This window comes from Streptosporangium sp. NPDC049078 (assembly GCF_040648855.1).
Classification (GTDB): Bacteria; Actinomycetota; Actinomycetes; order Streptosporangiales; family Streptosporangiaceae; genus Streptosporangium.
Window position 1 is genome coordinate 144930 of sequence record NZ_JBEZEL010000008.1, and the last position, 19186, is coordinate 164115.

A 19186-nucleotide genomic window follows, 5' to 3' on the forward strand; every position below is an offset into this window, starting at 1 on the left:
CGGGGGGCGTCGGCTCGGGATCGGTGGGCATCGGCCCGTGACCAGGGGCGTCGGCTCCCGGTCGCGGGCGGAGGCCGATCCCGCCGGGGTGTGTCACCGACCAGGCAAGGCGGGTGCCCACCCCGGCGGGATGGGCACCCGCACGCCCGCCGGGTCGGCGCGGGACGGGCGCCGGCACTCGGCGCACGGACGAACCATCGCGTTTCGTGTTCCTGTGATAACCCCCGCGCATTCATCCTCCCGGCGTGACAGTCTTGAACATGTGATTTCCGACCGGGAACGCCTCACCAACCTGGTGCCTCGCACGCTGCTGCGCATCGCGATGTGGAGCCTCTGCCTGATCATCATCGGCTGGGCGGTCCTCTACTTCGCGCAGTTCATCGCGACGCTGCGCATCGTGGCGCTGCCGGTGGCCGTCGCGCTCCTGCTGACCGCGCTGCTGTTCCCGCTCACCCGGAGGTTCGGCGCGATGGGCATGCGGCCCATCTACGCCACCTGGCTCACGATGATCATCGCGCTCGCCGTGCTCGGCGGCACCGGATGGATCATCGGGGTGCGTGCCAACGACGAGTTCCCCGGTCTTCTCGACCAGTTGCGCGTGACGGTCAAGAGCGTCGAGAACTGGCTCTACACCGGCCCCCTGCACCTGCAGCCGACCCAGATCTCCAGCTGGGTCGACGAGATCGGGCGGCAGATCACCACCCAGCGCAACCAGATCACCCAGACGGTCCTCACCGGCGCCACGGTGGCACTGGAGGTGCTCGCCTCCATCGTGCTGCTGCTGTTCGTGACGTTCTTCCTGCTCAAGGACGGCGACCAGATCTGGTCGTGGTTCCTGAAGGGCTTCGGTGACGTCGCGCCCCGTGTCGACAGGGCCGGCCGGGCCGCCTGGGTGACGCTCTCGCACTACGTGCAGGGTACGGTCGCGGTGGCCGCCGTGCACGGTGTGGTCATGGGCATCGTGCTCGCGGGGATGGGCGTGCCGCTCTGGGCGCCGCTCGCGGTGCTGATCTTCCTGGCCAGCTTCATCCCCATCGTCGGAATCTTCTTCGCCGGTGCGGTGGCCACCCTGGTCACCCTCGGTGCCAAGGGCCCGATCTACGCTCTGATCTTCCTCGGCATCCTGGTCGTGGAGCAGCAGCTGGAGAACCACGTGCTCCAGCCGCTGATCGTCGGCAGGGTGCTGCACTTCCACCCGCTGGCGATCATTCTGGTGCTCGCGGTGGGCGGCATCCTGGCGGGCATCGCCGGGGCCGCCGTGGCGGTGCCGGTGGCCGCGGTGATCTACCGCGCGCTGCCGGAGCTCCTCGGGGGTGGTTCCCGGCCCGCCCTGCCACCTGCCCCGCCACACCCCGATCCCGGGGAACCTCACGGTCCCGGCGGTCCCGAGGGCTCCGGCGGTCCCGAGGGCTCCGGCGGTCCCGAGGGTCCCGAGGGTCCCGGTGGTCCCGAGGGTCCCGGTGGTCCCGAGGGTCCCGGTGGTCCCGGGGGGCCGAGCAGCGGTTCCGGCGGGCCGGGGGCCGGTGCGGAGGGAAAGCCGGCGAATGAGGAATCACCGCAGCCCAGGCGGTAACGTTCTGCCCCGTGACCCGTTCCGCCCTGACCACCCCTCCGCCGGACGCGACCCGCCCGGCGCCGCACCCCGGCGCCCCCGCTCCCGGCACCCCGCTCGGTCCCCACTACAGCCGCTGCTTCGGCTGCGGTGCCGACCACCCGAACGGCCTGCGCCTGACCGCTCTCACCCCAGACGGGATCACGGTGGTCGCCGAGTTCACCGTGGAGGAGACCCACCAGGGCGCGCCGGGCCTGGCGCACGGCGGTGTGCTCGCCGCGGCGATGGACGAGGTCATCGGTATGTCCGTGTGGCTCTTCCAGCGCCCCTACGTCACCGCCCGGCTGGAGACCGACTATCTCGCGCCGGTTCCGGTGGGCACCGCCCTGCATTTGCGCGCCTGGTGCAACGGCATGTCCGGCAGGAAGGCGTACCTTGAGGCTGAGGGCCGGATCGGTTCCCCGGACGGTCCGGTCGCCGTGCGGGCCGCGGCCCTCTTCGTCGAGGTGGGCATGGAGCATTTCGCCAAGCACGGTGACATTCAGAAGATCGCCGACGAGCACCACGAGTACGAGGTGAACCCGTGACCCACACCGTCGAGGTGTTGATCCACCGGCTCGATCCCGACCTGCCGCCGCCTTCGTACGCCCATCCGGGCGACGCGGGCGCCGACCTGCACGCCGCAGAGGACGTCGAGCTCCTCCCCGGAGAGCGAGCCGTGGTCGGCACCGGGCTGGCGATCGCCCTGCCAGACGGGTACGCCGCGTTCGTCCACCCGCGTTCGGGCCTGGCCTCCAGGTATGGGGTGACGCTCGTCAACGCGCCCGGCACCGTCGACGCGGGATACCGGGGGGAGATCAAGGTGACACTGATCAACACCGACACCAAGAGCGTCGTACGGCTGCGCAGGGGAGACCGGGTCGCGCAGCTGGTGATCCAGAAGGTGGAGAAGGCGGCGTTCCACGAGGTGGACCGGCTGCCGGGTTCGGTGCGAGGCGCCGGCGGGTTCGGGTCCACCGGCCACTGACAGGAAGTGATCCCGGCGAGGTGGACGGAACGGCCGGCGATCCGAGGGCGGGGCATCCTCCCGGCCCCGGAGAGCGACCGCCGCCGTGCCCGGCGGGTGACGAGTGACGAGTGAATCTTCAAGGAGCGTGAGAGAAGTGTTCGGACGCAGCCGTCGTGAGAAGTCCCCGGCCGCCAAGGCCGCGGTGGAAGAGGTCGAGCGGGTACCGTCGCGGGAGTCGGGGCCGTGGGACGCGGACGAGCCCCACCCCGAGCGCGAACGGGTCGACCTCGGAGGCATGCGCCTGCCGGTGGACGCCGGTTTCGAGGTGCAGCTCAACCTGGCCGGCGACCAGATCGTCGGTGCCGTGGTGCTGTTCGAGGGGAGTGCCCTGCAGGTGCACGCCTTCGCGGCGCCCAAGCGCAGCGGGATCTGGGACGAGGTCAGGGCCGAGCTGGCCGAGGGGGTCAAGGGTGCGGGAGGCACCGCCGAGGAGCGGGAGGGGCCGTTCGGTGTCGAGCTGGCCGCGAGGATCCCCGCGGAGGGCGGCGAGCAGCCGGTCCGCTACATCGGGGTGGACGGGCCGCGCTGGTTCCTGCGCGCGGTGATCAGCGGTAAGGCCGCCGACGACGCCGGGGCCGCCGAGACGCTGGAGGGTGTCGTCAGGGACATGGTCGTGGTACGCGGCGACGAGCCCATGGCTCCCAAGGAGGCGATCGAGCTCCGGCTGCCGCCCGAGGCCAAGCAGGCCGCGGAGCAGCAGGCCGCCGGGGGAGAGGTGCCCGATCTCAAGCCGTTCGAGCGGGGGCCGGAGATCGCCGAGATTCGCTGACGGGCCGGATCGCGTACGCTGGTTCGACTCGGGTGTGAAGGAGAGGTCCGTGGGTTCTCAGGAGCCGCACAAACAGGGCGGTCTGCGGGGATTCTTCCGTCGGTTGACCGCCGGTCAGGACGAACTGGAGGCCGACGAGCTCCAGCAGGACCTCGATCGTCACGGTGCCACGCCCATCGTCTCCTGCGGTATGCGCCGTCGCTCCTGCGTCACCGGCACCCTGCGGACGGTGACGCTGCGTCCTCGCGGAGGCGCTCCGGCACTGGAGGCCGAGCTTTACGATGGTTCCGATGTGATTGACCTGATATGGCTGGGCCGCAGGAAGATCGCCGGTATCGAGCCGGGGCGCCTGGTGCTGGCGGAAGGGCTCGTCAGCGTGCAGGATGGCCGCAAAGTCATGTTCAATCCGAGATACGAGCTGCGCCCAGCGGGCGGTGCGTGAGTGATTGACGATCCCAAGACGGTGAGCGAGAAGATGACCACCACCGGTGAGACCGCCGCGCACGACACGGTCGAGGCCGCGATCCGCAGCCAGCTTGCCAAGGCCTTCGGCGGAGTGCGAGGCGTGATCGAGGCCGCCGTGCCCACCATCGCCTTCACCGTCATGTGGATCACCACCTCGGAGCTGAGGCCGTCACTGACCGTGAGCATCTCGGCCGCGGTGCTGCTGCTCGTGGTGCGGCTGGTGCAACGCTCGACGCCGCAGTTCGTGATCAACAGCTTGATCGGCATCGGCATCGGCGCCTTCTTCGCCTCCCGTACCGGCCAGGCGGAGGACGTCTTCCTGCCGGGCATCCTCTACAACGCCGGATACTCCGTGGTCATGCTGCTGTCGATCATCACCCGGTGGCCGGTCGTGGGCTTTCTCATCGGATCCGTCACCGGCGACCCGACCGCGTGGCGCGCGGATCCGGCCGTGGTGAAGTTGTGCATCAGGCTCACCTGGCTGCTGATGATCCCATGCGTGATCCGGGTGGCGGTGCAGCTCCCCGTCTATCTGATCGGCAGGGACGACGCGGTCGCCCAGCTGGGCATCCTCAAGATCGCGATGGGCTGGCCGCTCCAGGTCGCGGCGCTCGCGGCCATGGTGTGGCTCCTCGCCCGCGGCAGGACCCCGGTGCGGCCCGCGGCCTCCTGACCGCCACGCCGGCCTTCGCGAAGAGCTTCTCGGTCCGCCGGGCGGCGACCCGTCCGGTCCCCAGGAGGTCACACACGGCTTCCCGGCGCCGATCCCCCGGCACGCGGTGCGGGAGGACCGGCTCGCCCGGTGCGCGGGAGCGCGGGTTCAGCGGGGCGTGCGGTGCGGGGACAGGAGCTCGGCCAGCTCCTCCTCGACCTCTTGGCTGGCCACGAACATCAGCTCGTCGCCGGCCTCCAGCGGGTCGTCGGCGGTGGGCACCAGCACCCGGCCCTCGCGCAGGATCGCGACCAGGGCGGTGTCGTTGGGCCACGGAACCGAGCCGGCGCGCTGGCCGACGACCGGCGCGTCCTCGGGCAGGGTGAGCTCGACCAGGTTGGCCTGGCCCTGGCGGAAGGTCATCAGCCGCACCAGGTCGCCGACGCTCACCGCCTCCTCGACCAGCGCGCTCAGCAGGCGCGGGGTCGAGACGGCCACGTCGACGCCCCACGACTCGTTGAACAGCCACTCGTTCTTGGGGTGGTTGATCCTGGCGACCACGCGAGGCACGCCGTACTCGGTCTTGGCGAGCAGGGACACCACCAGGTTGACCTTGTCGTCACCGCTGGCGGCGATGACCACGTGGCAGTCGGCGAGGCCCGCCTCGTCCAGCGAGGAGATCTCGCAGGCGTCGGCGAGCAGCCACTCCGCCCGCGGCACGGTATCGATCTTGATGGCCTTGGGGTCGATGTCGACGAGCAGGACCTCGTGGCCGTTCTCCAGGAGCTCGGCGGCGATCGACCGGCCGACCGCCCCCGCGCCGGCGATGGTGACGCGCATCAGTGCTCCTTCTCCGGCGCTCCGGACAACACCTTGTTGATGCGGTCCATGTCGGCCTCGACCGCCATGACGTGCAGTATGTCGCCCTCCTGCACCACCGAGTCGTTCCTGGGCAGCAGGGTGTCGCCGATCCGGTTGACGAACGCCAGGCGGGTGCCCGCCGCCGCCTCCAGCTCCCTCGTCAGGGTGCCGATCCAGCCGGGGTGGTAGGCCACCTCCGCCAGTACCACGCGCCCGCTGGGGTCGCGCCAGAGCGGCTCGGCGCCCTCGGGCAGGACGCGGCGCAGGATCTGGTCGGCGGTCCAGCGGACCGTGGCCACGGTGGGGATGCCCAGCCGCTGGTAGACCTCGGCGCGCCGGGAGTCGTAGATCCTGGCCACGACGTTGTCCACGCCGAACGTCTCGCGGGCGACCCTGGCGGAGATGATGTTGGAGTTGTCTCCGCTGCTCACCGCCACGTAGGCTGCCGCGGCCTCGATGCCCGCCTCCTCCAGGACGTCCCTGTCGAAGCCGACCCCGGTCACCCGGCGACCCCTGAACCCCGCCCGCAGGCGGCGGAACGCCTGCGGGTCATGGTCGATGATCGCGACCGAGTGGCCGCTGTCCTCAAGAATGTGCGCCAGGGTCGAACCGACCCGCCCACACCCCATGATCACGATATGCATGCTCCCCCGCCGGTCGCTGTGAGGCGGATCTTGTTCCCGATGTATTCAGCCAGTATGGACCGCCCCGGGAGTGCCGCGTGAGTGGGGCCGAGTAATAACGGCTAGCATCTGCAGACGTGTCGAAGGTGACGGACCTTGTCAAACGCCTTTTCATCGGGCGGGCGCTGCGCAGCACGCAGCTACACGAGCAACTGCTCCCCAAGCGCATCGCGCTACCCGTTTTCGCGAGTGACGCCCTCTCCTCCGTCGCGTACGCCCCGCAGGAGATCCTGGTCATCCTCTCCCTCGCGGGACTCTCCTTCTACCACTTCAGCCCCTGGGTGGCCGTCGCCGTCGTCGTGGTGATGCTCACCGTCGTGGCGTCGTACCGGCAGAACGTGCACGCCTACCCCAGCGGGGGTGGCGACTACGAGGTCGCCACCGTCAACCTCGGCCCGAACGCCGGTCTCACCGTCGCCAGCGCCCTGATGGTCGACTACGTGCTCACCGTCGCGGTCTCGGTCGCCAACGGCGTCGACTACGTGGGCGCCACCATCCCGTACGTCGCCGAGCACAAGACGCTGGTCGCGATCGTCATCGTCGTGCTGCTGACCGTGGTCAACCTGCGCGGTATCCGCGAGTCGGGCGCGGCCTTCGCGATCCCCACCTACACCTTCATGTTCGCGGTCCTCGGCCTGATCGCGTGGGGCGGATTCCGGGTGCTGATCCTCGGTGACGAGCTGCACGCGCCCACCTCCGGGTACGAGATCATCGCCGAGCAGACGAACCTCACCTCTTTCGCGGCGGCCTTCCTGATCCTGCGCGCGTTCTCCTCCGGCTGTGCCGCCCTCACCGGCGTCGAGGCGATCAGTAACGGCGTGCCCGCCTTCCGCAAGCCCAAGAGCAGGAACGCCGCGAACACCCTGCTGATGATGGGCCTGATCTCGGTGACGATGTTCGTCGGCATCATCACCCTCGCGCTCGCCTCGGGCGTCAAGGTCGCCGACCCCGCCGTCGCCTACCGCGACATCCTCATCGACGGCCGGCCCGCCGGGCCCGACTACTACCAGCAGCCGATCATCGCCCAGGTGGCGGACGCGGTCTTCGGGAACGGCTCACTCCCCTTCTTCTTCATCGCCGCCGTCACCGCGCTGATCCTGTTCCTCGCCGCCAACACCGCCTTCAACGGTTTTCCGGTGCTCGGCTCGATCCTGGCCCAGGACCGCTACCTGCCCCGCCAGCTGCACACCAGGGGCGACCGGCTCGCCTTCTCCAACGGCATCGTGATCCTCGCCGCCGGGGCCTGCCTGCTGCTGTGGGGCTTCGACGCCGACGTCAGCCGCCTGCTCAACCTCTACATCGTGGGCGTCTTCGTGTCGTTCACGCTGAGCCAGATCGGCATGGTCAGGCACTGGAGCAGGCATCTGAGAACCGAGACCGACCCCAGGGTCCGCCACCAGATGCACCGCTCGCGGACGATCAACTTCTTCGGCGGCGTGATGACCGGCCTGGTGCTGGTGGTGGTGCTGGTCACCAAGTTCACCCACGGGGCCTGGATCGTCTGCGTGGCCATGCCGGTGCTCTTCCTGATGATGAAGGGCATCCACCGCCACTACGAGAACGTGGCGGCCGAACTCGCCGTCGCCGAGGACTCCCAGGTGGACGAGACGATGCTGCCCGCGCGCAACCACGTCATCGTCCTGGTCTCCAAGATCCACAAGCCGACCCTGCGTGCTCTCGCCTACGCCCGCGCCACCCGTCCCTCCACCCTGGAGGCGATCACCGTGGGCGTGGAGGGACCGGAGGCCAGGGCGCTGCAGGAGGAGTGGGAGCGGCGCGGCATCCCGGTGCCGCTGAAGATGCTCGACTCGCCCTACCGCGAGATCACCAGGCCGATCCTGGAGTACGTCAAGTCGCTGCGCCGCCGTTCCCCCCGGGACGTGGTGAGCGTCTACATTCCCGAATACGTCGTCGGCCACTGGTGGGAGCACCTCCTGCACAACCAGAGCGCGCTGCGCCTGAAGGGCCGCCTGCTGTTCCAGCCAGGCGTGATGGTGATCAGCGTGCCCTGGCAGCTGCACTCCTCCGACCGGCTCAAGGGCCGCCCCGAGCCCCTCGCGCCGGGCGCCGTACGCCGTCCACCCCAGGAGGCGGCGCGAGACGAGGACGTCAAGGCATAACCTTTCGTAGGTGCTCCTGACGCGAGGAGGCTCGACCGACGACGATTTACTCTTGGGGGCGACGGCCATGGCGATCGAACTGACGGTGGGACCGGTTGCGCACGGTGGCTGGTGCGTCGCCCGCCATGACGGACGGGTCGTCTTCGTGCGGCACGCGCTGCCCGGCGAGCGCGTCGTCGCCGAGATCACCGAGGAGACCTCCCGGTTCCTGCGGGCCGACGCGGTCGAGATCCTGGAGCCCTCCACCGACCGGGTGACCCCGCCGTGCCCGTTCGCGGGCCCCGGCCGCTGTGGCGGCTGCGACTGGCAGCACGCCTCCCTCGACGCCCAGCGCCGGCTGAAGGCCGATGTGGTGGCCGAGCAGCTCAAGCGGCTGGCCTCGATCGACTGGAAGGGCATCGTCGAGGAGGTCCCCGGAGCCCCCGACGGGCTCGGCTGGCGCACCCGCGTCCAGTTCGCCGTCGAGCGGGACGGGAGCCTGGGCCTGCGCCGCCACCGCTCCCACGACATCGAGCCGGTGGACGCCTGCCTGATCGCCCACCCCGAGGTGGAGAACGTCGGCGCCGAGGTGATGAACTGGCGCAACGCCTCATCGGTGGAGGTCATCGCCTCCAGCGCCGGTGACCAGGCGGTCGTGGTCGCCCCCAGGCCCAGGCGCACGGTGGCGATCCCCGACCTCGACACGAGCGTGGCCGTCTTCGTCGACGAGGGCAAGGGCCGCAGCCGCGTCGTCCACGGCCGCAACCATCTCGTCGAGCGGGTCGCCGGCCGAGACTTCCAGGTCACCGGCAGCGGTTTCTGGCAGGTGCACCCCGGTGCCGCGGCCACCCTCCTCGACGCCGTCATGGAGTTCGCCGCCCCGCGCCCCGGCGAGTGGGCCCTCGACCTCTACTGCGGCGTCGGCCTGTTCGCCGCGGGGCTGGCCGAGGCGGTCGGTCCCGAGGGAGCCGTGTTCGGCGTCGAGTCCGAGTCCGTGGCGGTCCGCGACGCGGAACGCAACCTCCGCGACCTGCCCCAGGCCCGTTTCGCCAGGGGACGCGTGGAGAACGCCCTCGACCGCTTCGGCATCGAGCGCGCGGACCTGGTCGTCGTCGACCCGCCCAGGGCGGGCCTGGGCCGCGACGTCGTCGAGAACGTGACCACCCTCCAGGCGACCCGGATCGTGTACGTCTCCTGCGACCCGGCCACCCTCGCCCGCGACCTGGCCTGGTTCGCCGAACGAGGCTACCGCCTCGCCGACCTGCGGGCCTTCGACGCCTTCCCGATGACGCATCACGTGGAGTGTGTGGCGCTGCTGGTCAGCGAGTCGATCTAGGCTCTGCCCCGCGGCGATGCGCCAGGCCATACCGCCGGCGGTCGCAGGGCTTCGCCGGAACGGTCTCCGGCGAAGCCCGTGATGGGAGTTTCGGTTCCGCTCTGATCGATCAGGGCGTCTCAGATCATCAGCATCGGTTGGCCACGCAGAGCGGCAGGCCCCCCGGCGGCGGCGGTTGGGGGTCGTTCGGCATGGGGCTGGTCATGCCGGTCATGCCGGCGCCGTTGTTGAACCAGGCCTTCACTCCGCCCCGGCTGTCGTGGACGAGGTAGTCGGCCCGGCGATCACCGTTGATCTCGGCCAGGCCGATGTTCGCGCGGGCCACGCCGACGCCGGAGGCGACCTCGCCGGCCGACAGCCAGGTCGACCCGGATCCGCCCCGGTTGTTGATCCACGCGCGGATCTGGCCGTGGTCGCCGAGGACCAGGTAGTCGTCACGGCGGTCGCCGTTGACGTCGGCGAAGGTCACCGTGGGACCGGTCGCGCCGACGCCGGAGGCGGCCTCGCCCTGACTGACCCAGGAGACGGCATCGCGGGTGCCGGTGTTGCGCCAGAGCCGGACCCTGCCCTGGTCGTCGACCACGAGGTAGTCGTCGCGGTTGTCGCCGTCGATGTCGGCGAACCTGATCTGGTCGCGGGGGGCCGAGCCCGAGGCGAGCCGGCCCTTGCTCGTCCAGGCGACGGCATCACCGGTGCCGCTGTTGAACCAGGCATCGACCTGGCCCTGGTCGCCGACCACGAGGTAGTCGTCGCGGTTGTCGCCGTTCAGGTCGGCGAAGCGGATGTGGTCGCGCGGACCCGATCCGGATGCGACCACGCCGCGGAAGTTCCAGCCGACGCGATCGGCCTCCCGGACGTTCAGCCAGGCCTCCACCCTGCCGTTGTCCTTCACCAGAAGGTAGTCGTCGCGGCCGTCGCCGTTCAGGTCGGCGAACCTGACCTCCTGGCGGGGCGCGTCGGTGGAGGCGATCTGGCCCTGGTAGTCCCACGGGTCGGCACGGCCCCAGCGTTCGTTCAGCCAGGCCGCGACCTCGCCTGCGGCGTTGACGGTCAGGTAGTCGTCGCGGCCGTTCCCGTCGATGTCCGCAATGACCACATCGTCGCGGAAGGCGCCCACGCCACCGACGACGGCGCCCTGGTAGATCCACGGCCGGTTACCGCCGACGTTGTTCAGCCAGGCCTTGGTATAGCCCGTGTCGTCGAACACCAGGTAGTCATCGCGGCCGTCACCGTCGAAGTCGTGGAATCGTACCTGGTCACGGGTGGCGCCGACGCCCGAGGCGATCTCGCCCTGGTACGACCACGCCACGCCGCCGCCGGTGAACTGGTTCAGCCAGGCGCGCACCCGGCCCTGGTCGTCGACCACCAGGTAGTCGTCGCGGCCGTCGACGTCGACGTCGGCGAACCGCACCTGGTCACGCGTCGCGCCGACATCCGTGGCGACCACGCCCTGAGCCACCCAGCTGACGGCGTTACCGGTGCCGGCGTTGCGCCACATCGAGACCTGGCCCCGGTCGCCGACCGAGAGGTAGTCGTCGCGGCCGTCGCCGTTCACGTCCGCGAATCGCACCTGCTGCCGGGGGGCCGCTCCGGTGGCGATCTCGCCGATGTAGTTCCAGCCGCCGCCCTGACCGGCGCGGTTGTTGAGCCAGGCCTTGACCTGGCCCTGCTCGCCGACCAGGAGGTAGTCGTCGCGGCCGTCGCCGTTCAGGTCGGCGAAGCGGACCTGCGCACGGCTCGCGTCGGGAACCGAGGCGATCTTGCCGACGTAGTTCCAGCCCGCGGGAGCGGGGCCCGTGGGGGGCGGTGGCGGCGGGTTGGCCGGTGCCGGGGTGCACGGCCGGTTGTCGCCGGGGAGCGCGGGCATGATCAGGCCTTCGTTCATCGCGGATTTGATCGCGTTGTGGTAGGCGTTGGCCATCTTGCGGTAGCCGTCGTTGTTGGGGTGCAGCGAGTCGGCCAGGTCGGCCGTGGTGACCCCGAGAGCGCCGTTGTTGACCAGACGGACGCGTTTGCCCTCGGCGCGGAGGAGGTTGACGATGTTCGGCAGCCTGGCGTTGTACCTCGCGATCAGCGTGTTGTCCCACTCGTCCTTCGCCGGTACGAGGCTGGAGACGAGGACCGTGGTGAGCGGCGCGATGTCCGTGATCCTGTCGACCATCCTGCTGAGGCGGATGTGGGCCGTTTCGGGCTCCTCGTCGTTCGCCAGGTCGTTGGTCCCGATGTGCAACACGACGACGTTGGGCCGGTAACGGGCGATCACGCACTCGGACGCGAGGCTGTCGAGCCGGCTGATCCGCCAGCTGGGATGGCCTTCGTGGTCGGTGTCGGGGATGTTGCCGTGCCCGGAGTCCACGGAGCCGACGAAGTCGATTGCGTTCGCGTCGTCCTGTAACAGGTCCCACAGGCGGCCTCGATAGCCGACGCCGCCAGGGGTCCCACCGACGCCGTGGGTGATGGAGTCGCCCAGCGGCATCACCCGCAGGAGCCCGGGGGCCGCGCCGCGCCGCGCGGCGGCGAGCTCGATCGCATCCATGTACCGGGGGACGTTGTGTTGAATGGTTCCGCCCACGTTTTCCATGGTCAGGCCGATATTGCCCGCCCACCACCAGGACTTTACCTTGCTGCCGGCATCCCGCACATTTCGCGCCATGTTCGAGAACCACTGCGCTCCGGAGGCGTTGAGGCCGGGCGCGAAGTAGCCCTCCCATACAGCCGCGGCCGCGCCCAGGACGAAAGAGTTGATGAGGAGGTTCCACCAGGCGTCCGGATCGGGGTTGTCCTCGAAGGCGATCGTGAGTGCCCCTCTGGCGAAAACCGAAAAGAACGTCGCTATCCCTGAGCATGCCGCGCTGGCGAGAGGCGCCAGCGGACCCGATTCGGGAAGGAAGAACAACGTGCAGGTAATGAGGATGGAGAAGTAGACCGCCACACCGGCGATGGCGATGCCGAGGGCCCCCCACGGGGACACCTCGCTGAGCGCGATGTCACTCTCCAGCGTGAACGCGAGTTTGGAACCCCTCACCGCGATGGTTCCGTCGAAGTCGACCCAGCCGTCCAGTGTCGTAACCGGCAAGGCCCCCCTGTTGTTCAGCCATTCCTCTTTGATGGCGTCGCTGAGCAGGCCGTCGCGGTCGTTTATTGTGTCGATCCACTCGTCGATCTCGGTACGCTCGGCCCCCTGGGGGAGGTCGAATTCCATCGACACCGTGGTCGCGGCCTTCGCGGTGGGCTGGAAGCCCACCTGGAGCAGCAGTGACAGGGTGACCAGCAGGGTCGTCAGGACCCTGCCTCTTCCTCTTGGTCGGGTGAACATCCTGCCGCGGGATGCGGGCACGGTCCCTCCACCTGTTCATCCGCCGGCGGCTCGCCGAGCGGGTGGGTCGATCAAAGATGCTTGCCGGGATACTGGGCGGTCAGGGCCCGCGCCCGGCGCAGGGCGTGTGAGGCTCCGCTTCCGGTCACGTTGGTCGCGGATGCGGGGCGAGGCGCATCGACGACCGCGGCCCCGCCGGCGGTGGACGGGCGGAGACGACCTCCTTCCGCAGCCTCTCCATTTCTCTTGAACCCACACACAACCGTGACAAAAATGCCATTTGATGTACGCCAGGTGAATAATTTATTTTTTAGGGGGCGACAAAGAGCGTCAATGGCTGTGATCTCGCGCCGGGTCGCTGTTCGATCACACTTTGTGATCATGTTTCCGACGTGTTGAAAGAGTGTGGCCGGACCGTTTCGGTCGCCAGAAGAAATGAATACCGAGATGGCGTGGGAATTCATTTAACGCGGTGAACGAGCCGTGCGTCCTTTGGGTGTGGCGACCATTGAACCGACGTCCTGCCACGCAATCCGTTCTCATCGCATGCGGGACATCGGAGCCGGCCTTTCGGTGATTCGCCGGAGCCGTGCAGGTCGACCGGCCTTCGGTGCGGGCATTGTGTTCATGCGAGGGCGAACTGTTGGACGGAGAATCGGCCCAGGCGAACGAACGCGGCCGAGGCGGGGTTTCACCCTTCGGGTGAGCCGGGGCGACGTGAATTCGATGTGGTCCCGATGATCCACCACGTGGAGTGTGTGGCGCTGCTGGTCGGCGAGTCGATCCAGGCTCTGACCGGCGGCGGTCTCACAGGTGTTCCGACGCGCCCGCGTCGTGGACCAGCAGGGCGATCTGGACCCGGTTGTTGAGATCCAGCCGGGTCAGGATCCGCGACACGTGCGTCTTCACCGTCGGCAGCGCCAGATGCAGCTCCCGCGCGATCTCGGCGTTGGAGCGGCCGCGTCCGACCGCGAGGGCCACCTGTCGCTCCCGTTCGGCCAGCAGCGCCAGCCGGGCACGGGCGGCGGCGGCCCGGTCGCCCTGCCCCGAGCCGTCCGCCACCTGCTCGATGAGCCGGCGGGTGACGGCGGGGGAGAGCACCGGATCTCCGGCGGACACCGTCCGGATGGCCGTCACGATGTCCTGCGGTGGGGTGTCCTTGAGGAGGAACCCGGCCGCGCCGGCGCGCAGTGCCCGCAGCACGTGCGCGTCGGTGTGGAAGGTGGTCAGGACCAGCACCTCCGGGGCGCCGGGCCCGGCCCGGAGCCTCTCGGTGGCGGCCAGCCCGTCGACGCCCGGCATCCGGATGTCCATCAGCACCAGGTCGGGACCGTGCGCGGCGACCAGGGCGGGCACCTCGGACCCGTCGGCGGCCTCCGCGACGATCTCGATGTCCGGGGCGCCACCCAGCATCAGGCGCAGCCCGGCCCGTACGATCGCGTCGTCGTCGACGAGCAGGACGCGGATCACCTCATTCCCCCTTCCCGCTCGCGGAACTCCGGTACGCGGGGGACGCGATGCCCGTCGTGGACCAGGGCAGCCAGGCATGGACCAGGAACCCGCCGTCGGCGGGGCCGGCGGTCAGCTCGCCGCCCGCCAGCCTGGCCCGTTCGGCGAGCCCGATCAACCCCTGCCCGCCCGCGCTCCCGCCCCTGTAGCTCCCGTCTCCGCCTGCGCTCCCGTCCCCGCCCTCACCCAGGCCACGGACCGAAGCCGATCCCGGTGGCGGTGCGTTGCGGACCTCCACCGTGAGCCGGCCGTCAGGGGACCCGCTCACCGCCACCGCCACCGCCGCGCCGGGCGCGTGCTTGCGCGCGTTGGTCAGCGCCTCCTGCACGATCCGGTACGCCGTGCGCCCCACCGCGGGCGGCGGTATCCGCCCGTCCGGCGGCCCGGTCAGCTCGATCCGGCCGCCCGTCGCCCGTGCCTCCGCCACCAGCCGGGCCAGGTCCGCGAGTTCCGGCTGCGGTCGCTCGCCCTCGTCCGGCCCGGCCCGCAGTATCCCGATCACCTCGCGCAGGTCGCGCAGGGCGAGGTGGGCGCTCTCCCGGATCACCCCGGCGGCCCGCGCGATCTCCTCCCGGGGCGCGCCCGGGTTGAACTCCAGCGCTCCGGCGTGCACGCTCAGCAGTGACAGCCGATGGCCGAGCACGTCGTGCATCTCGCGGGCGATCTCCTCCCGCGTCTCCCGCCGTGCCCATTCGGCCCGCAACTCCGCGTCCGCCTCGGCCAGCTCCGCGCGCTCTCGCAGCGAGGCGATCAGCTGCTGCCGGGAGCGCCGGAACAGTCCCCACCCGATCGCCCCGGCGATCAGCGCGAAGTACGTCAGCGCCGATCCCGTACGTTCCCCGGACAGCTCGGCCACCTGCCACAGGAAGACGGGCAACGGTGCGAAGGCCAGCGCCGCCACCCACGCGGTGACCCGCCACGGACGGGTCGCGGCCACCGTGAACACCGCCACCATCGCCGGACCGGTCAGGTAGTGCGCCCAGGTGCCCGCCACCAGCAGCACCACCGCGAGCGGTACCGGCCATCTCCGCCGCAACAGCGTCGCGGCGCACCCCAGCCCGCCGACCACCTGGTCGACGTCCCGCCACACGGGGTCGAGGGTCTCGGGGACCGGTATGGACTGCGAGCTGACGGCGGCGAAACAGGCGGCGAAGAGGAACAGCGCCACGTCGGTGACCCGGTCGCGGCGGGTGCGGTGGATGCGGCGCATACTCCAGGAATTTACGCGGCCTCCGGCCCGTGTCCCGGCGTCCGTGCCGCGACCGGATACTTAAGTACGACCGCAGGGCCCGCCGACGGCCATCCTTGGTCACCGCCCGGCCATCCTCGGCCCGATCCCGAGCCGGGCACCGCGCGCCTACCGTCGGGGTCATGACCTCCACCACCCCGCCGAAGCCCCCTCTGGCGGCACTGTCCGGCCTGATCTGCTTCGTCCTCGTCGTCGGCGGCGCGAGCGGCCTTCTGCACGAGTGGTTCGGCTGGATTCATCTCATGGGATTCGTTCGGTTCCTCGCCCCCGGCGGTTACGAGATCTACAGCTACGTCATCATGATCGTCCTCGGCCTCGCGGTGGGCGCGGCCGGTGACGCGGTCACCCGGCGAGGTCGCGGATGACCGCGCGAAGCGGGGAAACGACGGCCCCCGGCCCTCCGAGGCGGCTCGTCGCGCCCTCGGCGGGTGGGGTTTCCTGCCGGCCCGAAAATCCGGGTGGCTCAGAGGTCGCGCGAACCCCGGGGTAGAGCACCGCTCGAGAAACGGTCTAACCTAGGACGACGAGGGGAGTACTTCCCAAGAGCCGACCCGGTCAATACGGACGTTTCATAACGGCCCCGGGCGGCCGCCTGCGAAAACAGGCGAAGGAGACCTCGAACAGCCGAGCGCGCGTTCGAGGAGGGTCATGTCCGCTGAGACAGTCCTGTCGGTAGCCAGTCTTGAAACCATCGGTTCGCCGCAACTGTGGGCGATCACCGTAGCCGCCCTGATATTGCTGCTGGCCGTGGACTTCATGATCACCCGGCGCCCGCACGAGGTGCGTATGCGCGAGGCGGTGGGCTGGTCGGTCTTCTACCTGGTGCTGCCTCTGATCTTCGGCTTCTACGTGTGGGGGGCCTTCGGGTCCGGGGTGGCGGTGGAGTTCTTCACCGGATACGTGGTGGAGAAGTCGCTGTCGGTGGACAACCTGTTCGTGTTCATGCTGCTGCTGTCGGCCTTCGCGGTCCCGCCCGCGCTGGCCCAGCGAGTCCTGCTGTACGGCATCGTCGGGGCGCTGGTGCTGCGCGCGATCTTCATCGCGCTGGGGGCGGCCGTCCTGCAGAGCGGCACGTGGGCGTTCCTGCTCTTCGGCGGGATCCTGCTCTTCACCGCATGGAAGATCTTCAAGGACGCGCTGAGCGGGGAGGAGCACAAGGTCGACGTCTCCTCCATGCGCTCGGTGCGGCTGCTGCGGCGCTTCATGCCGGTCACCAACGACTACCACGGCTCCCACCTGGTTGTTCGCCAGGACGGCCGCCGGGCCCTGACTCCGCTGGCGTTGGCCATCGTGGCCGTCTTCGCCACCGACATCGTCTTCGCCGTCGACTCGGTGCCCGCCGTGTACGGCGTGACCGAGGACCCGTTCATCGTCTTCGCCACGAACGCCTTCGCCCTGATGGGCCTGCGGGCGCTCTACTTCGTGCTCCAGGGCGTCCTGGCGAAGCTGCGGCACCTGAACCACGGGCTCAGCATCATCCTGGCCTTCATCGGGATCAAGCTCGTCCTGCACTGGGCGCACGGTGTCTGGTCGTGGGTCCCGGAGATTCCCACCCCGCTCTCGCTGGGGGTCATCATCGGGGTCCTGGCCATCGTCACGATCACGAGCATGTACGCCAACCGCCGCGACCCGAAGCCCGTCCCCTCACCTGCCGAACGAGAACCCCAGCCGGGACCGAAACCCTAGGCGTACCGCCCGGTCCGTCTCCACGACGGCCACGCTCGAACCTCGGTTCGAGCGTGGCCGTCGCGGGTTTTTCGGGGACGGCGACCGTGTCTTCCCGTCCGCTCCGTTCTCTTGATTCACAGTTTGCGCCTCCTTGCCTGGTGGTCGCCGCTTCCTCGCGCGACACGCGTTTAGCGTGATCGTCAGGGATGGAGGACGGTGAACATGCGGCGCGACTGGTCCGTGCGGGCCCGGATGACGGTGCTGGCCGCTGTCCTGATGGCACTGATGTGCGCGACCTTCTGCGCGTTGATCCTGGTGGGCGCCCACCAGGACGCGACGGAGGACCGTGCCGACCGAATCCTTCGGGTGAAGCTGCGCGTGCTTCCTCTCCTCCTGAGCGACCGGCTGCCCCCGGTGCTCCCCGACCTGGGCATCGTGGCCCTCCAGGTGGTGGGCCCGACCGGCCGGGTCGTGGCGGCGAACTCCCGGATGACCGGCAAGCCGCGGATGGCCTCCTTCGTCCCCCCGGAGGAGTTCTCGCCGAAGGGCGGGGTCGTCTGCGGCACGCCGAACCCCGACGCGTGCGTGATCGTCGTGGGCCTGCGGGTCCACGCGCACGGAGGCCACTGGATCATCTACGGCGCCGAGCCCGTCGTCCCGCCGTACGTTCACCATTTCCTGCTCGCCGCGCTGCTGGGCGGATCCGCGCTGCTGGTCGGAGTCACGGCGGTCGGCACCTACCGCACGGTCGGCAAGACCCTCGCCCCCATCGAGGCGATGCGCACCGAGCTGGCCGAGATCACCTCGACCGACCTGGGCCGCCGAGTGCCGGTGCCCGAGCACCACGACGAGATCCGGCAGCTGGCCGAGATCGTGAACCAGACCCTGGATCGGCTGGAGGCGGCGCTTCAGCGGGAACGGCGTTTCGCCTACGACGCCTCCCACGATCTGCGCAGTCCCATCACCGCGATGCGCGCCCAGGTGGAGGAGGCGCTGCTGCATCAGGAGGAGGCCGACTGGCCCGCCACGGCGGACGCCCTCCTGGGCAGCCTCCACCGGCTGCAGGCGATCGTCACCAACCTGCTCGAACTCGCCCGGGTCGACGCCGGCGGCGTCGACTTGGGGGAACGGGTGGACCTGAGTGAACTGGCCGATTTCGAACTCGCTCGCCGTGTCCGCCGGGCGAGGGTCGTGACCGACCCCCAACCGGACGTGGTGGTCACCGCGGATCGGCTCCAGCTCGCCCGGCTGATCGCCAACCTCCTGGACAACGCGGAGCGGCACGCCACCTCCACGGTCACGGTCTCGGTCCGCCGGGAGGGGGACGACGCCGTGCTGGAGGTCGGCGACGACGGGCCCGGGATCTCTCCCGACCAGCGGGAGTACGTGTTCCAGCGCTTCGCGCGGCTGGAGGCCGCCCGCAGCAAGGACCAGGGGGGCACCGGACTCGGCCTCGCGATCGCCAGAGGGATCGCCGAGCGCCACGGCGGGACGCTGACCATCGAGGACTCCGAACGCGGCGCGCGCTTCGTGGCCAGGATCCCCATCCGCGACCCCGAGGAGAGCGGGTAGCGGTCCCGGGGCACCGGTGATCCTTCGCCGCGCTCCGGGCAACGGCCCTTCGACGGTGTCACTCCGTTGGCCCGTGGGAGGACGGGTGTGGAGTCGCGAGCATCCCGCCAGGTGTGAGCAGGTGTGAGCAGGTGTGAGCGGTGCCGGTCGGCCGGTCATCGAAGGGATCTTCGGTGCCGCGCCCTCTCCGCGTACGGGAGACGCACGAGCATGCCCGCGATCATGCCCGCCGGCACCCCGGCGAGCACGCCGGAACCCATCCCCACGAGCACGCCGACGGCCACCCCCGTGACCAGCCGTGCGATCACGCCCGCGGCCAGGCAGAGGACCGGGTGCACGGCACGGGGGGTGGCCGCGGACGGAGACACGGACGGAGACACGGACGG

At 70.0% G+C, this 19186-nt stretch carries 17 protein-coding genes; 11 read left to right on the forward strand and 6 right to left on the reverse strand.

What is annotated here, in order from left to right; all coding sequences use genetic code 11:
• Positions 1-262 precede the first annotated feature (262 nt).
• From AB0B90_RS15265 to AB0B90_RS15290, 6 genes are all read left to right on the forward strand, one after another.
• On the forward strand, positions 263-1573 hold the full coding sequence (locus AB0B90_RS15265) for an AI-2E family transporter (RefSeq protein ID WP_362922958.1): 1311 nt from the start codon (positions 263-265) through the stop codon (positions 1571-1573).
• Between the two features lie 11 nt (positions 1574-1584).
• Positions 1585-2139 carry a PaaI family thioesterase gene (locus AB0B90_RS15270; RefSeq protein WP_350946649.1) on the forward strand — a complete coding sequence of 185 codons (555 nt, stop codon included), beginning with the start codon at positions 1585-1587 and terminating at the stop codon, positions 2137-2139.
• A complete protein-coding gene (gene dut / locus AB0B90_RS15275) occupies positions 2136-2579 on the forward strand; it encodes a dUTP diphosphatase (RefSeq protein WP_350946650.1) in 444 nt (147 codons plus the stop codon). Before AB0B90_RS15270 ends, dut begins: the two co-directional genes overlap by 4 nt.
• Positions 2580-2715: 136 nt before the next feature.
• Complete coding sequence (locus tag AB0B90_RS15280; protein ID WP_350946651.1) at positions 2716-3390, forward strand: DUF3710 domain-containing protein; 675 nt, start codon at positions 2716-2718, stop codon at positions 3388-3390.
• Between the two features lie 49 nt (positions 3391-3439).
• Entirely contained in the window at positions 3440-3832 is a 393-nt protein-coding gene (locus AB0B90_RS15285; protein ID WP_350946652.1) for an OB-fold nucleic acid binding domain-containing protein, read from the forward strand.
• Positions 3833-3865: 33 nt separating this feature from the next.
• Complete coding sequence (locus AB0B90_RS15290) at positions 3866-4528, forward strand: DUF3159 domain-containing protein (protein ID WP_350946850.1); 663 nt, start codon at positions 3866-3868, stop codon at positions 4526-4528.
• Between the two features lie 147 nt (positions 4529-4675).
• On the opposite strand, the gene AB0B90_RS15295 is transcribed toward AB0B90_RS15290, so the two are convergent.
• Both AB0B90_RS15295 and AB0B90_RS15300 read right to left on the reverse strand, forming a co-directional pair.
• Positions 4676-5347: a TrkA family potassium uptake protein gene (locus tag AB0B90_RS15295; protein WP_350946653.1), complete on the reverse strand. Its 672-nt coding sequence runs from the start codon at positions 5345-5347 to the stop codon at positions 4676-4678.
• Positions 5347-6012 (reverse strand): TrkA family potassium uptake protein, encoded by a 666-nt coding sequence (locus AB0B90_RS15300; RefSeq protein ID WP_350946654.1) that lies wholly within the window; start codon positions 6010-6012, stop codon positions 5347-5349. Before AB0B90_RS15300 ends, AB0B90_RS15295 begins: the two co-directional genes overlap by 1 nt.
• Positions 6013-6128: 116 nt before the next feature.
• Here AB0B90_RS15300 and AB0B90_RS15305 point away from each other — a divergent pair, with 116 nt between their 5' ends.
• On the forward strand, positions 6129-8171 hold the full coding sequence (locus tag AB0B90_RS15305; RefSeq protein ID WP_350946655.1) for an APC family permease: 2043 nt from the start codon (positions 6129-6131) through the stop codon (positions 8169-8171).
• A gap of 67 nt (positions 8172-8238) precedes the next feature.
• Positions 8239-9486, forward strand: coding sequence for a class I SAM-dependent RNA methyltransferase (locus AB0B90_RS15310; RefSeq protein WP_362922961.1), 1248 nt, complete (start codon positions 8239-8241; stop codon positions 9484-9486).
• A 127-nt stretch (positions 9487-9613) separates the two neighbouring features.
• Here the strand turns inward: AB0B90_RS15310 and AB0B90_RS15315 are convergent, their stop codons facing one another.
• From AB0B90_RS15315 to AB0B90_RS15325, 3 genes are all read right to left on the reverse strand, one after another.
• Positions 9614-12823, reverse strand: a complete 3210-nt coding sequence (locus tag AB0B90_RS15315) for an FG-GAP-like repeat-containing protein (RefSeq protein WP_362922963.1) — start codon at positions 12821-12823, stop codon at positions 9614-9616.
• Positions 12824-13609: 786 nt separating this feature from the next.
• Positions 13610-14272, reverse strand: a complete 663-nt coding sequence (locus AB0B90_RS15320) for a response regulator transcription factor (protein ID WP_350946658.1) — start codon at positions 14270-14272, stop codon at positions 13610-13612.
• A 1-nt stretch (position 14273) separates the two neighbouring features.
• A complete protein-coding gene (locus AB0B90_RS15325; RefSeq protein WP_362922965.1) occupies positions 14274-15521 on the reverse strand; it encodes a histidine kinase in 1248 nt (415 codons plus the stop codon).
• Between the two features lie 161 nt (positions 15522-15682).
• Between AB0B90_RS15325 and AB0B90_RS15330 the strand changes: the two genes are divergently transcribed.
• The 3 genes from AB0B90_RS15330 (at position 15683) to AB0B90_RS15340 (ending at position 18800) form a co-directional block, all read left to right on the forward strand.
• Positions 15683-15925, forward strand: coding sequence for a hypothetical protein (locus AB0B90_RS15330; protein WP_350946660.1), 243 nt, complete (start codon positions 15683-15685; stop codon positions 15923-15925).
• A 283-nt stretch (positions 15926-16208) separates the two neighbouring features.
• Complete coding sequence (locus AB0B90_RS15335; protein ID WP_350946661.1) at positions 16209-17246, forward strand: TerC family protein; 1038 nt, start codon at positions 16209-16211, stop codon at positions 17244-17246.
• Positions 17247-17450: 204 nt separating this feature from the next.
• The gene (locus AB0B90_RS15340; RefSeq protein ID WP_362923158.1) at positions 17451-18800 is read left to right on the forward strand and encodes a HAMP domain-containing sensor histidine kinase; all 1350 of its coding nucleotides are present in this window, start codon (positions 17451-17453) and stop codon (positions 18798-18800) included.
• A 155-nt stretch (positions 18801-18955) separates the two neighbouring features.
• On the opposite strand, the gene AB0B90_RS15345 is transcribed toward AB0B90_RS15340, so the two are convergent.
• Entirely contained in the window at positions 18956-19138 is a 183-nt protein-coding gene (locus AB0B90_RS15345; protein WP_362922968.1) for a hypothetical protein, read from the reverse strand.
• Positions 19139-19186 lie beyond the last annotated feature (48 nt).

What these genes read in the sequence shown, in the direction of transcription:
- AB0B90_RS15300 (WP_350946654.1), bottom strand. Translation starts at nt 6,012, where the DNA reads ATGCATATCGTGATCATGGGGTGTGGGCGGGTCGGTTCGACCCTGGCG.
- AB0B90_RS15335 (WP_350946661.1), top strand. Translation starts at nt 16,209, where the DNA reads ATGTCCGCTGAGACAGTCCTGTCGGTAGCCAGTCTTGAAACCATCGGT.
- AB0B90_RS15325 (WP_362922965.1), bottom strand. Translation starts at nt 15,521, where the DNA reads ATGCGCCGCATCCACCGCACCCGCCGCGACCGGGTCACCGACGTGGCG.
- AB0B90_RS15295 (WP_350946653.1), bottom strand. Translation starts at nt 5,347, where the DNA reads ATGCGCGTCACCATCGCCGGCGCGGGGGCGGTCGGCCGGTCGATCGCC.
- AB0B90_RS15310 (WP_362922961.1), top strand. Translation starts at nt 8,239, where the DNA reads ATGGCGATCGAACTGACGGTGGGACCGGTTGCGCACGGTGGCTGGTGC.
- AB0B90_RS15290 (WP_350946850.1), top strand. Translation starts at nt 3,866, where the DNA reads ATGACCACCACCGGTGAGACCGCCGCGCACGACACGGTCGAGGCCGCG.
- AB0B90_RS15340 (WP_362923158.1), top strand. Translation starts at nt 17,451, where the DNA reads ATGCGGCGCGACTGGTCCGTGCGGGCCCGGATGACGGTGCTGGCCGCT.
- AB0B90_RS15330 (WP_350946660.1), top strand. Translation starts at nt 15,683, where the DNA reads ATGACCTCCACCACCCCGCCGAAGCCCCCTCTGGCGGCACTGTCCGGC.